We start from the raw sequence: 14166 nt of genomic DNA on the forward strand, positions 1-14166 counted from the left end.
GATGCGACCCCGACCGTCCCTATCCCTCCTTTCCTCCGGCCTGCTGGCGCCGCTCGTGCCGGCCCTGTCGCTGGCCCTGTCGCTGGCCTGGCCGCACGGCCGGGCCGCCGCCGCGCCACCGCCGCCGACCCCCGTCTACACCGAGCTGGTGCGCATCAACGCGCTGTTCCAGCAAGACCGCCCCGGCGCCATCGCCCAGTTGCAGGCGCTGCAGGACCAGATGCCGGCCGGCGCCACCTTCAACGACCGCAGCAAGACGCTCAACACGCTGATCAATTTCTACATCGACACCGGCGACGCCAAGGCGCGCCGTTATATCGACGAGCTGGCGGCGCTGGGCGAGCGCGCGGGCGACAAGGAAAGCACCTTGTGGGCGCAAAACTACCGCGCGCGCGTGCTGGCCCTGTTCGACGCCAAGCCGGCCGACGGCGCGCTGCTGGCCGAGCAGGCGCTGACGCGGGCCGACGGCGTCGGCAACCGCCTGGCCGGCGCGTTGCACGACACGGCCGCCATGTGCCACCAGGAACTGGGCGACTTCAAAAGCGCGTTGGCGCACCAGAAGACGGCGCTCGGGCTGTTGCAAGGCCACGGCGAGCGCGACCTGTACCACCGCGCGGTGGCGCTCAACAACATCAGCGCGCTGTACAGCCAGATGGGCGACGAGCGCCAGGCGCTCGACTACAACCACCAGGCCGGCACCGTGGCCGAGGGGCTGCACGCGCAAGCGATGCTGGCGACCCTGGCGTTGGGCCGCTGCGGCAGTTACGTCCGTCTCAAGCAGCCCGCGCAGGCCGACCGGGCCTGCCGGCAAGGCCTGGCGCTGGCGCGCAAGGTGGGCGACCGGCAGATCGAGGCCGACCTGCTGGGCATGATGGGCAACGCCGCCTGGGAGGCCGGGCGCTATCCGGCCTGCCTCGGTTTCGCCGAACGGGCGATGGCGCTGCGCGCCGCCCAGCACAACGACAGGGCGCGCGCCGCCGCGCTGGCCGACATCGGCCTGTGCCATATCGGCCTGGGGGCGGTGGCGCAGGGCGAGGGCGAGATCCGCGCGGCGCTGCAGGTGTACCGCGACGGCAAGGAGGACGCCGCCATCGGCGATACCTTGTCCACCCTGGCGACGGCCTATGAGCGGGCCGGCATGTTCAAGGAGGCGTTCGCCACGTTGCGCGAGCACAGCGCGTTGCAGGAGGCCGCCTCCCAGCGCGAGCTGGACCGCGCCACCTTGCAGATGCGCTCGGCGTTCGAGTCGACCGCGCGGCAAAAGGAGATCGTCGCGCTGCAGGAGAAGAACCGCCTCCAGCAGGCGCAGCTGACCAACGGCCAGCTGGAGCTGGCGGTCGGCTTCCTGATCGCGCTGCTGGTGGGGGTGGTCGGCTTTTTCAAGCTGCGCGACAAGGAGCGCTCGCGCCGCAAGGCGCAGCAGGAAAACCACAAGAAGTCGCGCTTCGTGGCCGAGGCCGCGCATGACCTGCGCCAGCCGATGCAGGCCATCGGCAACCTGCTGGGGGCGGCCTCGCACGCCATCGGCCGGGGCGACGTCGACAAGAGCCGCGACCTGATCGACACGGCGCAAAAGGCCGCGCACGCCATGCGCAGCTCGTTCAACGCCGTGCTCGAGTTGTCGCGCCTGGAGTCGGGCGCCATCGCGGCCGAGTACAGCAGCTTCGATTTGACCGAGCTGGTCAACGAATCGGTGTTCGCGCTGCGTCCGCTCAGCGAGCTGCGCGGCGTCCGCATCCGGGTGCGCCTGCGCCCGGGCCGCGTGCTGGCCGTGCGCAGCGACCGCCAGTTGCTGGGCCGGGTGCTGTGCAACCTGCTGTCGAACGCGATCAAGTACAGCGACCCGTCCAAGCCGGGCGGGGCGGTGGTGGTGGTCGGCGTGGTCGGGCTGGGGTGCCATTGCCGGATCGACATCGTCGACAACGGCGTCGGCATCCCCGACGCGCTGCAGCGCCAGGTGTTCAAGCCGTTCTTCCAGGCCGACAATCCCGGGCGCGACCGCGACCGCGGCATGGGCCTGGGCCTGGCGATCGTCGATTCCATCCTGACGTTATTGTCGCGCCACACCTTGCGCCTGCGCTCGCGCGACGGCGTCGGCAGCCGCTTCTCGGTCGGCGTGCCGGTGGCCGCGCACGACGAGGCGATCGCCGCGCCGCCGCCGCCGGCCGCCGTCGCCAGCGCCGACGACGTCGCCGGGCTGTATGTGCTCTATGTCGAGGACGACCGGCTGGTGCGGCAATCGACCGAGGCCCTGCTGCGGGAATACCGGGTGTTGTGCGAGCCGGCCGGTTCGCTGGCCGAGCTCGAGGCCCTGCTGCCCAGCCTCGAGCGCATGCCCGACCTGGTGTTGACCGACTACACCTTGTCGGCCGCGCACACCGCGCGCGACGTGGTGCGGGCGGTGGCGGCCGAGTTCGAGCGGGCCTTGCCGGTGATCGTGCTGACCGGCGAGAGCGAGGCGCTGGCGCTGGGGCCGGAGCTGGCGCGGGCCGTGGTGTTGCGCAAACCGGTGGCGTCGGCGACCCTGCTGACGCAGATCCGCGCGCTATGTGGCGAACGCTAGGTCGCAGGCTGGCCATCGCGCTGGGCGCGCTGGGATGTGCGCTGGCGCTGACGGCGTCGGCCCCGGTGGCCGGCCCGGGCGCCGCCCGGGCCGCGCTGCTGGCGCGCGCCGACGCGCTGCTGGCCCAGCGCGATCCGCGCCTGCGCGACGTGGTGGCGCAGCTCGACGTGCTCGGCGCCGAGTCCGGCGATCCGGCCAGCCTGCTGTGGGCGCACTGGCTGCAGGCGCAGGTATGGCGCTACATCGACGGCAACATCGACGCCGCGCTGCTGGCCGCCGGCCAGGTGCTCGGCGAGGCCGAACGCGGCGGCGACGGCGACATGGCGCTGCGCGCGCACGTCATGGTGGCCGAGATCGCCGCGATCGAGGACGATTTCGCCGGCGCGCTGGCCCACCACCGCATCGTGCTCGAGCGCCAGGGCCTGGACCCGGGCGCGCGCGCGCGCGCCCTGGCCAGCATCAGCGCCACGTACGCGCGCATGGACGACACCGGCATGGCGCTGTGGTACGGCGCCGAAAGCCGGGCGCTGGCCGAGCGCTTCCAATTGCCACGCCTGCTGTTGGAGCTGGACCTGGACGGTTGCCGCCTGGCGCGCCGGATGGGGCGGGCCGCCTACGCCCGCGAGCAATGCCAGCGCGCGCTGGCCGGGGCGCGTTACGAGGGCAACCGCGACCGCGAGGCGGCCGCGCTCGACCTGTTGGCCAGTCTGGCGTGGGACCGGCGCGATTACGGCGACTGCCTGCGGCTGGCCGAACGGGGACTGGCGCTGCGCGCCACCATCGGCGGCGCGGTGCCCGACGGCTGGCTGGCGACGGCCGGCCTGTGCCACATGGATGGCGGCGCCCTGGCGCGCGGCGAGCGCGAGGTGCAGCGGGCGCTGGCGTATTACCGCCGCGCCAGGAACGAGCGCTACGTCGCCCTGTTGCTGGACTGGATGGCCACGGCCTACGAGCGGGCCGGCCGCTACCCGCAGGCGCTGGCGGCGCAGCGCGAGCTGCGGCGCCTGCGCGAGCGCCGCGAGGGCCGCATCCTCGACGGCCGCGTGCAGCGCCACCGCGCCGCGCTGGAGGCGCGCCAGCGGCAGCAGAACCTGGCGCTGCTGGGACAGGAAAACCGCCTGCAGCGTGCGGCGTTGCGCACCGAGCGGCTGTGGCTGGCGATCTGCCTGCTGTTGTTGTCGCTGGGACTGTCGCTGGGGTATTTCGCGGTGCGCGGGCGCGAGCGCGAGCGCCGCCTGGCGCAACGCGACAACCTGGCCAAGTCGCGCTTCGTGGCGGCCGCCGCGCACGAGCTGCGCCAGCCGATGCAAGCCATCGGCAGCCTGCTGGGCGCGGCCGCGCACGCGGCCGGACGCGGCGACGTCGCCCGCACCGGCGCGCTGCTGGGCATGGCGCGCCAGGCCGGCGACGCCATGCGGGGCGCCTTCAACGCGGTGCTGGAATTGTCGCGGCTCGAGTGCGGCATGGTGGCCGTCGACGACGAGGCCTTCGACCTGGCCGAGCTGGTGGCCGAGGTGGTGCGGGCGCTGCGCCCGCTGAGCGAGCCGCGCGGCGTGACGGTCCGGCTGCGGCTGCCGGCGTGGCCGGGGCGGGCACTGGTGCGCAGCGATCGCCAGCTGCTGGCCAGGGTGCTGCGCAACCTGCTGTCGAACGCCATCAAGTTCAGCGAACCGGAGCGCGCCGGCGGGCCCAGGGTGCTGGCGCGCGTGGTGGCCGCGGGGCGGCAGTGGCGGGTCGACATCGTCGACAACGGCCAGGGCATTCCGGAGGCGTTGCAGCGGCAGGTGTTCAAGCCGTTTTTCCAGGCCGACAATCCGGGCCGCGAACGCGCGCGCGGCATCGGCCTGGGCTTGACCATCGTCGCCTCGATGCTGGCGTTGCTGCCGCGGCATAGACTGGAACTGCGCTCGCTGCCCGGCGCCGGCACGCGCGCGCGGCTGCTCGTGCCGGCGGCCGGCGCGCGCCAGGCGGCGCAGCTGGCGCTGCGCCGGCGCGCCGAACCGGACTGCGGTGAACTGACCGGCTTGTACGTGTTGCAGGTGGCGCGCCGCCAGTGCGAGCGGGAGGAGGCGGCGGCAGCCCTCGAGGCCTGCGGGGTGTTGTGCGACAGCGCCGGCTCGCTGGCAGAGCTGGCGCGCTTGCTACCGGGGATGGAGCGGATGCCGGATCTGATCCTGAGCGACGACGTGCTGTCCGATGGCATGGCCGAGGGCGTGCGGCGGGCCGTGAGCGCCGAGTTCGGCGCGGCACCGCCGCTGATCGCGGTGTGCGCCGCCGGCACCTGGGCCAGGCAGGCGCTGCGGCAGGCGACGACGGCGGCGCCCGACCCGGCCGGGCGGCCGGCGGCGATGCTGTGCCGGCCGTTGCCGCCGAAGGTGTTGCTGGCCGCCGTACGGCTCCATTGCGTTTCTTGAGACGAAATTGTCGCGGAAAAACGCAGGGCGGATTAGCGCAGCGTAATCGGCCGTTGACGAGCCGCCGGCGGCGCATGCATGGCCGATTACGGCGTTCCGCCCGATCCGCCCTACGTGATTGCGCGATCTAACGCGGCAGCGGCGGAATGATCACGCCGCGCCGCGCCACCTCGACCAGCAACTCGGTGCGGCGCGTGACCTGGAAAATCCGGAACAGCTTGGGCACGTAATCCTTGCGTATCGTGCCTTCCTCGACCTGCATCTTGCTGGCGATGCTTTTGTTGGGCAAGCCCTGGCACAGGTGGTACAGCACCTCCAGGCAGCGCCCCGACACGCCCAGCTCGGCCGCCGATATGCTGGGCACCGGCGGCGCGACGGGCGCCGGCACGCCGTCGCGTGCCATGGCCGTCACCGGGATGAAGATCCCGCCCTGGAACACGGTGTCGAGCGCGCGCTGGAACACGCCGTCGCTGCTGATGTCCTTGGGAATGTAGCCGCAGGCGCCGGCGTTGATGCATTCGAGCACCAGCGGCCGCTCCGAGCGCCCCGACAGCATGATGGCGCGCGTCTCGAGCTGCTCTTCGCGCAAATATTTCAGCAGATCGAGCCCGCTCTTGGCCGACTTCAGGTCGATGTCGATGAACGCCAGGTCGAAGCGCTGTTCCCGCAATTTACCCACCGCCTCGTCGTAGCCGGCGGCCTCCTCGATGCGCGCGCCGGGCTGGGCGATGCGGATCAATTCGCGCATGCCGGCCCGCACCAGCCCCTGGTCTTCCAGCAGCAATATCGTCAATTCCGATGCACCCGTCATCCATCCTCCGTGTCAATGGCCGTTCGGCTGGGCGTGATCTTACCACTTGCAACGTTGCCAAGATGCACGATTCAGCGAAGCGTGCGGGCGGGCGGCCGTCCGACAATTGTCGGGTCCGCCGCACGCCGCCGGGTATTGTCGCCCCGACATCTGCGGGATCGCCAGCGGCGCCGCGCCCGGTCATCATCTGTGCATCCCCGGCGCCGCCCCGGCCGCGCAGCGGGTGACCGACGAACGACATTCCAATGCCGCTATTCCGATGAGGTGACGCCCATGTTCCAGATCTACTTCGCACTCGTTTCCGCGCTGTCGCAGGCCGACCAGCTGCCATCGTACGCCCGCGCCATGCACGACGGCGACTTCGACGCTGCGCTGCGGCACGCGCAGCGCAGCGCCGGCCCGGACGGGCCGGGCGCGGGCCACGCCGCCGCCGCGCCGGCCTGCCAGGCGATGGCCGACGCCGCGCTGCTGCTCGGCCACGAGGTCGACGCCGAAGAACATTTCCGCCGCGCGCAAAAGCTGCTGCGGGTCTTGCAACCATCGCACGACGAGCTGCGCGTGGTTTCGTGCCGCAACACCGGCTGGCAGGCGCTCAGCCTGCACCGCTACGGCGCGGCGCTGCAATGCTTCGCCCGCGTCACCCAGGACGGCGCGGCGTCGGCGGCGCAAAAGATCGAGGCCATGCTGGGGGTGGCGCTGATCCACCATCAGCTGGGCCAGCAGGGCGCCTGCGACGAGGCGCTGGGCCACGCGCGCGCGCTGGCGGCGGCCGCGGACGACGCCCGCTGGGCGCTGCTGGTCGACCTGCTGGCGCTCGACTGCGCCGTGCAACTGGCCGTGCGCTGCTCGGCCGGCCTGCGCGACCACGTGTTCTGGCAGCCGGGCGCGGCCGCCGCCGATCCCCGGCCGCTGCTGCGCCGCTTCACCGACGCGATGGCCGGGTGCGACGCCGCCCGGCCGGCGCCGGAGCTGGCGGCGCAGCGCCACGCCTGCCTGGGCCTGCTGTTGCGCCTGGCCGGCGGCGAGCGCGACGCGATGACGGCGTTGCAGCGCCATGTCGACCGCTCGCGCCGCTGGAGCTGCCTGGCGTATTCGAGCGGCGTGCACGTGGAGATCGCGCTGGCGGCGCTGGCCGGCGGCCAGCTCGACCTGGCCGAGCAGACCTTGCAGCGCGGCCAGCGCGCCGACAGCCGGGCCCACCGCTGGAGCCTGGACCAACGCTATTGCCAGGCCAAGATCGCCATGCTCAAGGGCAACGCCGACGACGCGCTGCGCTTCTACGCCGGCTACACCAGCGAGGCGCTGCAGTGCCTGCGCAGCGAGACCCAGGTCATCAAGGCGCTGGACGGCGTGGTGCGCGAGGCGGTCGGCCAGCCGAGCGACGACATCAGCGCGCGCCTGCCGGCCAAGTACCGCCGCGCCTACCGCTACATCGTCGACAACTACCGCAACAACGACCTGAGCACGGGCGAGATCGCCGCCCACATCGGCGTCACCGAGCGCGCGCTGCAACTGGCCTTCCGCGAGCGCCTGGGCATGTCGCCGACGGCGGTGCTGCGGCGCCTGCGGCTCGACGCCGTGCGCGCCGAGCTGTTGGCCGAGCAGGGCGGCGGCGAGGGCATCCTCAAGACCGCCAACCGGCTCGGTTTGAAAAGCCGGTCGTCGCTGATACGCGGCTACCGCAAGCAGTTCAACGAAGCGCCTTCGGCCAGCGCCTGCCGCTGATCCCCTCCCGCCATACAGGAAACCCATGAAGATTTCGACCCCGCCGCGCCGTTCGTCCGGCCGCGCGCTGTTAGCCGCGTCATTGGCCGCGGCGCTGGCCGCATCGCCGGCCCGCGCCATCGCCGGCGCCGCCGACCGTCCGGCGCCGCCGCGCGCCGCCGCCCCGGCCGTCCCGGCCGCCTCGCGCATCCCCTGGCAGACCGGCTCCATCAAGTACGTCGCCGACCACAAGGACCTCAAGGAAATCCTGCGCGCGCTGGCCGCCAGCCAGAACGTCATGGCCTCGATCTCGCCGCAGGTCGAGGGCAACGTCACCGGCAACTTCAGCGAGTCGCCGCAGCGCTTCCTCGACCACCTGGCCGCCTCGTTCGGCTTCGTCTGGTACTACGACGGCACGGTGCTCTACATCGCCGGCGCCAACGAGGCGCGCAGCGTCTCGATCGGCCTGTCGCACGCCAGCGCCGCCGACCTGCGCAGCGCCGTCGCCCGGCTGCGCGTGGCCGATCCGCGCTTCGCCATCGTCTACGACGACCAGACCAACACCGTGCTGGTGTCCGGGCCGCCGCGCTACGTGGAATTGATCGGCGAGCTGGCGCGCAAGATCGACGTCGACCACCAGCACAAGCGGGCGCTCGCGGTGCGGGTGTTCCCGCTGCAATACGCGTGGGCGGCCGACCATCCGCTCAAGGTGGGCGGGCAGCAAGTGACCATCACCGGCGTGGCCAACATCCTGCGCGGCATGTACCAGAAAAACGCGCCGATGGCGCAGATGGCGCCGCTGTCGTCGCCGTCGGTGGCCCGCGTCGGCAGCGTGGCGGCCAGGAACGAGGCGGCGCCGGCGCCGGCCGCGAACAGTTTCTGGAACACCGCGTTGCCCGGCCTGGGCGGCAACGGCGACAACGCCGCGCGCAAGCCGCCGCTGCCCGGGGCGGCGCAGGGCGCCGCCCAAGGCGCTTATGCCGACGCCGCCGCGCCGTTGCCGGGCGGCGGGGGCGCCGACCGGGGCGGGCTTGGCGGCGGGGCCGAGGAGGACATGCCGACCATCCAGCCCGATCCGCGCACCAACGCGGTGCTGATCCGCGACCTGCCGGAGAAGATGGCCGACTACCAGCGCCTGATCGCCGCGCTCGACACGCGGCCGCAGGTGCTCGAGATCAGCGCCAGCATCATCGACGTCACCGAGAACGGCCTGGAGCAGCTGGGCGTCGACTGGCGCCTGCGCAGCAGCCATGTGGACTTTGAAACCGGCGCCGGCAACGCCGCGCAACTGGCCTTCCCCGGCTCGCTCGATCCGAACGGCTTCGCCAATCCGAACGGCGTGGCCGCCGGCGTCGCGGCGGCCACGCCGACCGGCGCCGCGCTGACGGCCGTGCTGGGCGGCGCCGGGCGCTTCCTGATGACCCGCGTCAGCGCGCTCGAGCAGGCCAGCGAGGCGCGCATCACGGCCAGTCCCAAGGTCGCGACCCTGGACCATGTGGAGGCGGTGATGGACAACAAGACCACCTTCTACGTGCCGGTGGCCGGCTACCAGTCGTCCGACCTGTACAGCGTGTCGGCCGGCACCTCGCTGCGGGTGTTGCCGATGGTGGTGCCGCAAACGGCCGACGCCGGTGGCGAAGGCCAGATCCGCCTGACCGTGCACATCGAGGACGGCCAGTTGACGGGCCAGTTGGTGGGCCAGTTGCCGGTGGTGAGCAACAGCGAGATCGACACCGAGGCGCTGATCCGCAACGGCGAGAGCCTGCTGATCGCCGGCTACTCGGTCGAGCAGAGCAGCAAACAGAACACCGACGTGCCGCTGCTGTCGCGCCTGCCGTTGCTGGGGGGGCTGTTCCGCAACAAGCAGGACCAGAAGCAGAAGTTCCAGCGGCTGTTCCTGCTGACGCCGCGCATCGTCACGCCGCTGTGAGGCGCTTCGCCAAGGGAGCGCCGGCTTCGTTTGCCGAGCGTCGGCGTCGGCGGGGCGGGCTAAGCTGATTGAACCGCGCCGCCGACCGACCATGGAACCACGTAGGGCGGATTGGCGCAGCGTAATCCGCCAGGCGCCGTCGGCGGCTCATACATGGCGGATGACGGCGTCCCGCCCGATCCGCTCCACGTGGTTCCGCAGGACATCACCATTAAACTCAGGGAGCATACACATGCCTAAAACCGGCGGCATTTTCAGTAGTCAGCATCGTTCCGTCGAAACCCACGATACAGACGTGCTGCCGGATCCGCGCAGCGGCACGCCGAGTCCGACCGGATCGCCGCGTCGCGGCAAGGGGGCTTCGTCAAGCGCGGGCGGGAGCCACGTGCTGTCGACATTGAAGGGGTTCGTACCGCGGTGGGCGAAGAGTAGCGGCGGCAGCGGCCCAAGAGTGAAGGGGAAGTTGCCGAAATCTAGCGGCAGCGGAGGTGGCGCCAAGACAGAAACCAGCAGCTCGGCAACGTCGTCGCGGCGTAGCGAGGCATCGGGGGGGAGTTCCCACGACTCCTTCCACTCGTTCGACAGCGAAGAATCCCACGACTCCTTCCATTCGTTCAACAGCGAAGGGTCCCACGACTCCTTCCACTCGTTCAACAGCGAAGGGTCCCACGATTCCTTCCACTCGTTCAACAGCGAAGGGTCCCACGATTCCTTCCATTCGTTCAACAGCGACACCTCGTCGTCGTTCGGGACGGCGCCGTCCTCGCCCCACCACACCCCGCCGCCATCGCCGCGCCGGGAGCCGCCGGCGCCCCCGGTGTTTCGCAACATCGCCGATGTCGCCTCCAATATGCCCCATCCGTCGCCGAAGCTCGAATCGACGCAGACGTCGTCGCTGTTCGCCCGGGTGAGCCAGGCGCCCGGCAAGGGGATGCACTTGCCGATCTCCGGCGAGGTGTTTGCCAAGGCGCCGGCGCCGCAGCGCGGCACGCCGGAGCCGCCGGGGGTGTCCGCGGGGTTCGCCAAGGGCTTGCTCAACAGCGACCACCACAAGATGCAGAAGACCATCCGCAACGCGGTCACGCAGATCTCCCCCGAGGTGCCGAAGCCGGCGATGACCGACAAGCCGGCCGAGCCGATGCCGGCGCTGACCGACCGCGCCACGCTGGAGGCGGAGATCGGGGCAATGTTCCCGCTGCCGGGTCCGGGCTCCCTGCAGGCGATGACCAACCCGCATCGCGTGCGGAACGCGCTGTTCGCCGCGCTGGAACCGGCCGAGGCCGGTGGCTCGAACGCGGTCCACGTCGCCGCGCCGACCCGGTTTTCGTACACCAATCACGTGCTGGTGGCCGAGGACCTGGCCTTGGCGTGCGGCCGCGACGCCGTGCGGGCGGAAGCGGCGCTGGGGGTGCTGACGTCGGGGGAGGCGATGGAGCAAACGCTGCGCCATCTGGACGCCGGCACCTTGTCCGGCGCCGCGCTGGACGCGTTGCACACGGCGGCGACGCTGGCGTCCACCGCCGGCGGCTTCAACGCGCTGATGACGATGATGCGGCCGGCGCCGGCGCCCGAGCGCCAGGCCGGCCTGCAACGGCTGTTGACGGCCGTCGGCCAGGTCGCGCAGGAAGGGGCCGACGCCGGCATCGCCAACGCGCTGGCCGGCAGCGGCAAACGCGCCTCGCTCAGGGTGTCGGCCGCCCCCACCCGGGCGACCTTGGCCGAGAAGGTGCTGGCTATCGAGCTGCGCATGCACAAGGCGCCGGCGGTGGCGGGCGCCGCCAGCCCGTACGCCGCCTTGACGCCGGCCGAGAAGACCTCGGTGTTCTCGTGGAAGCAGGGTTTCCGCGAAAGCGGACCGGGCACCGAGCTGTCGAAGACCCAGGGCCGGCTGGCCAAGATGGGCAAATACGTGGCGCGCGCGGCCAAGCACGAGAAGAACGCCTCGGTGGCCTTCGACTTCGCCCATCCGCTCAAGAACGGCAAGTTCATCAAGGCGCGCGCCAGGATGACGGCCGCCAGCGTGAACCAGGTGTTCGGCAAGAAGAAGTCGCCGCTGTCGCCGATGCGTTCGCTGGGCGTCAACAACGCCGCCCTGATGCACCCGGACGACGACGTGATCAATCTCGACCAGTACGTCGGCACCGCGATGGACGAACTGGGCAAGCAACTGGCGCCCCGGCTGCCGGAGGCCGGCAGCCCGCAGCACCAGGCGATGCAGGCCGGACTGGCCGACCGGAATACCCCGCTGCCGCGGGAGCTTGAACGTACCGCGCTGATGGCGTATCTGCAGAACCCGGCCGACCAGGCGACGCCGCGGCGCCCGATGGGAAACAAGTTCGACGCCGCCGCGTTGGCAAGCATCGCCGACCGCATCGCCGCCGATCACGGCGTGCCGGACGCCGCCGCGGCCATCGCCGCCAAGCTGGGACATTGGGAAGGGCACAGCGTGGGGGTGTCCGATCTGCGCAAGTGGGGCGCCGAGTGCGGGCTGCCGGAAAGCGTACCGACCGCGCACGCCGATGGTGGCGCGGCGGTGGCGGGCGAACCGCCGACGCTGAGCAAGGAGACCGTGTTCGGCAAGGCGTTGCGCCAGGCGGAAAACACCATCGACCCGGCCCGCAACCGTCCGGCCGCCATGACGGCCGACGGCGCCCACCAGTACGTGCGCACCTTCGTCCAGGAGGCCTCGTGGGGCAACGTGGTCACCGCCGGCAGCGGCGGCGCGGTCGGTGTCAACGTCGCGCCGCTGACGGTCGGCCTGCGCAAGGTGGCCGGCAAGATCAGCGGCCTGGTCACCGGCGGCGTGGTCACGGGGGCGGCCGGACCGATCGCCGACGTGCGCGGCGTGCGCAGCCACACCGCGCAGATCAGCTTCGGCACCAGCCACCATGGCGGCGAACTGTTCCTCGGCACGCAGAAGCAGGGCGCCGGCGCGCTCGGCGGCGGCTTCGGCGCCTCGATCCGCGCCGGCTTCGCCAAAATTCTCAGCGCCCAGGCGGGCGCGTCGGCAACGGTCACGCCGCTGGCCGGCGACAAGGGCTACACCCGTGGCGTGATGGTGCGCACCCTGCGCCCGGAAAACGCCGACGGCATGACTTTCAACAGCGCGCTGGCGCGCGACGACATGGTGCGGTTCATCGACTTCGCCTTCGGCCTGGCCAAGGCGGAAGGCGGCGAGCGCCAAGTGCCGGAACAATCGTGGGAGAAGATCGCCAACGAGTTCTTCGACAGCCCGACCCTGTCGATCGGCTGGCACAACCAGTCGGCCGAAACGTTGCGCCACACGTCCATGGCGTCGGGCAACGTGCGCGCGGGCATGGTGGCGCTGCACAAGCCGTATGAATCGATCGGCATCGGCGGCACCCTCACCGTCAGCACCGACTGGGCCTCGGCCGCCAACAACAAGCGCACCGAGAACACCGGCGCCTACCGCATGGTGCGCAACAACCACAACTCGCGCCTGCAGGTCAACCTCACGGCCGGCGCGGCCATCACCAGTCCGAGCATCCCGGTCGACAACGGCGAGCCGGGCCCCACCTTGCACATCGTCACGCCCGACGACCAGCGCTTGAGCATCCAGCCCGATCCCGGCCGGCCCACCTCCGAAGTGCTGAACGCGCCCATACCGCTGCTGGGCAAGCAGGCCAACCTCAGCCTGGTGGACCAGGGCATGAACGTGACCTTCCGCGCCCTCGTCGAGAACGGGCGCCTGTCGGAGACGTACACGCTGCGCGAGGTCGAGCACCGCGACGCCGGGCACTTCAAAGCGATGCTGCAGGAGCCGAGCCGCCAGGCCCAGTACGAGAAAGTGTTCGAAGCGGTGCACGGGGCGGACAAGGCCAAGGATGAAATGGACAAGTTCATCGCCAAGCTCGACAACTGGGCCGGCCCTGGCCAGCACTACTCGATGCGTTCGCGGATACGTTCCGACGTGCGCCGGGGGCTCGACGAGAGCGCCGCGCTGGCCACCACCATCCATCGCCGCAACCCGGACGATCCGCGCCTGGCGCAGATATCGGCCCACATGATGGCTCAACTGAACGACGAGCGCTCGTGGGTGCCGATGCAGATCCAGGCGTTCGAGGCGCAGTCGGCCAGCGATGTCGCCGGCCTGAACTTCGGCGCCGTGGCCACCTCGAACTTCACCATGACCAGCGACCGCGAGCTGTACGCGACGGCGGCGCCGCCGAACATGATACGGGCCTGGGCCGACCTGCCGCCGCCGGCCGCCCCGGTGCGCGCGGAGGGCGGCTGATGGGCCGCCGGCCGGCCATGGCCCTGGCGCTGGCGGCCGGCTGCGCGCTGGCGCCGGCCGCGCGCGCCGACTGCTTCGACGAGGCGGCCGCCTACCAGCACGTGAACCCGGCGGTGCTGCGGGCGATCGCCTGGCAGGAGTCGCACGGCCGGGCCGACGCGCTGCACCGCAACGACAACGGCTCGGTCGACTACGGCATCATGCAGATCAACTCCATCCACCAGTCCGAGCTCAAGCGCTGGGGCATCGCCGCCGAGCAGTTGATGCAGCCGTGCGTGAGCGTCTACGTCGCGGCCTGGCACCTGCGCAAGATGATGCTCAAGTACGGCAACAACTGGGACGCGGTGGGCGCCTACCATTCGGAAACGCCGGCGCTGCGCGACAGCTACAAGGACGCGATCCGGCGCATCGTCGCCGCGCACGGCGGGGACGGTAACGAGGACGCGATCCGGCCTGGGCGAAGTGACGTGCCGCGGAAATAAAAAGGCC

The 14166-nt window shown here is 71.4% G+C and carries 8 protein-coding genes; 6 read left to right on the plus strand and 2 right to left on the minus strand.

All coding sequences use genetic code 11. The features are described 5' to 3' along the window. Position 1 precedes the first annotated feature (1 nt). Both AC07P1_RS32620 and AC07P1_RS32625 read left to right on the plus strand, forming a co-directional pair. Positions 2-2563 (plus strand): hybrid sensor histidine kinase/response regulator, encoded by a 2562-nt coding sequence (locus AC07P1_RS32620; protein ID WP_494699751.1) that lies wholly within the window; start codon positions 2-4, stop codon positions 2561-2563. Further along, positions 2548-4977, plus strand: coding sequence for an ATP-binding protein (locus tag AC07P1_RS32625; protein ID WP_494699752.1), 2430 nt, complete (start codon positions 2548-2550; stop codon positions 4975-4977). Before AC07P1_RS32620 ends, AC07P1_RS32625 begins: the two co-directional genes overlap by 16 nt. Before the next feature lie 127 nt (positions 4978-5104). Here AC07P1_RS32625 and AC07P1_RS32630 read toward each other — a convergent pair whose 3' ends face one another. Beyond that, entirely contained in the window at positions 5105-5788 is a 684-nt protein-coding gene (locus AC07P1_RS32630; RefSeq protein ID WP_494699753.1) for a response regulator, read from the minus strand. A 273-nt stretch (positions 5789-6061) separates the two neighbouring features. Here AC07P1_RS32630 and AC07P1_RS32635 point away from each other — a divergent pair, with 273 nt between their 5' ends. After that, positions 6062-7513 (plus strand): helix-turn-helix transcriptional regulator, encoded by a 1452-nt coding sequence (locus AC07P1_RS32635; protein WP_494699754.1) that lies wholly within the window; start codon positions 6062-6064, stop codon positions 7511-7513. Positions 7514-7538: 25 nt separating this feature from the next. Next, positions 7539-9422, plus strand: coding sequence for a type III secretion system outer membrane ring subunit SctC (gene sctC, locus AC07P1_RS32640; RefSeq protein WP_494699755.1), 1884 nt, complete (start codon positions 7539-7541; stop codon positions 9420-9422). A 261-nt stretch (positions 9423-9683) separates the two neighbouring features. Here sctC and AC07P1_RS32645 read toward each other — a convergent pair whose 3' ends face one another. After that, entirely contained in the window at positions 9684-10253 is a 570-nt protein-coding gene (locus AC07P1_RS32645; RefSeq protein ID WP_494699756.1) for a hypothetical protein, read from the minus strand. On the opposite strand from AC07P1_RS32645, the gene AC07P1_RS32650 reads away from it, so the two are divergent. Together AC07P1_RS32650 and AC07P1_RS32655 are read left to right on the plus strand one after the other, a co-directional pair. Further along, positions 10240-13677, plus strand: coding sequence for a hypothetical protein (locus tag AC07P1_RS32650; protein WP_494699757.1), 3438 nt, complete (start codon positions 10240-10242; stop codon positions 13675-13677). The genes AC07P1_RS32645 and AC07P1_RS32650 overlap by 14 nt on opposite strands. Further along, positions 13677-14159 carry a lytic transglycosylase domain-containing protein gene (locus AC07P1_RS32655; RefSeq protein WP_494699758.1) on the plus strand — a complete coding sequence of 161 codons (483 nt, stop codon included), beginning with the start codon at positions 13677-13679 and terminating at the stop codon, positions 14157-14159. Before AC07P1_RS32650 ends, AC07P1_RS32655 begins: the two co-directional genes overlap by 1 nt. Positions 14160-14166: the final 7 nt, after the last annotated feature.

The sequence above is a fragment of the Duganella sp. GW821-FHT07F09 genome (assembly GCF_059418705.1).

Coding starts and splice junctions, on each gene's coding strand:
- AC07P1_RS32630 (WP_494699753.1), bottom strand. CDS start 5,788: ATGACGGGTGCATCGGAATTGACGATATTGCTGCTGGAAGACCAGGGG.
- AC07P1_RS32645 (WP_494699756.1), bottom strand. CDS start 10,253: ATGTTGCGAAACACCGGGGGCGCCGGCGGCTCCCGGCGCGGCGATGGC.
- AC07P1_RS32620 (WP_494699751.1), top strand. CDS start 2: ATGCGACCCCGACCGTCCCTATCCCTCCTTTCCTCCGGCCTGCTGGCG.
- AC07P1_RS32635 (WP_494699754.1), top strand. CDS start 6,062: ATGTTCCAGATCTACTTCGCACTCGTTTCCGCGCTGTCGCAGGCCGAC.
- AC07P1_RS32655 (WP_494699758.1), top strand. CDS start 13,677: ATGGGCCGCCGGCCGGCCATGGCCCTGGCGCTGGCGGCCGGCTGCGCG.
- sctC (WP_494699755.1), top strand. CDS start 7,539: ATGAAGATTTCGACCCCGCCGCGCCGTTCGTCCGGCCGCGCGCTGTTA.
- AC07P1_RS32625 (WP_494699752.1), top strand. CDS start 2,548: ATGTGGCGAACGCTAGGTCGCAGGCTGGCCATCGCGCTGGGCGCGCTG.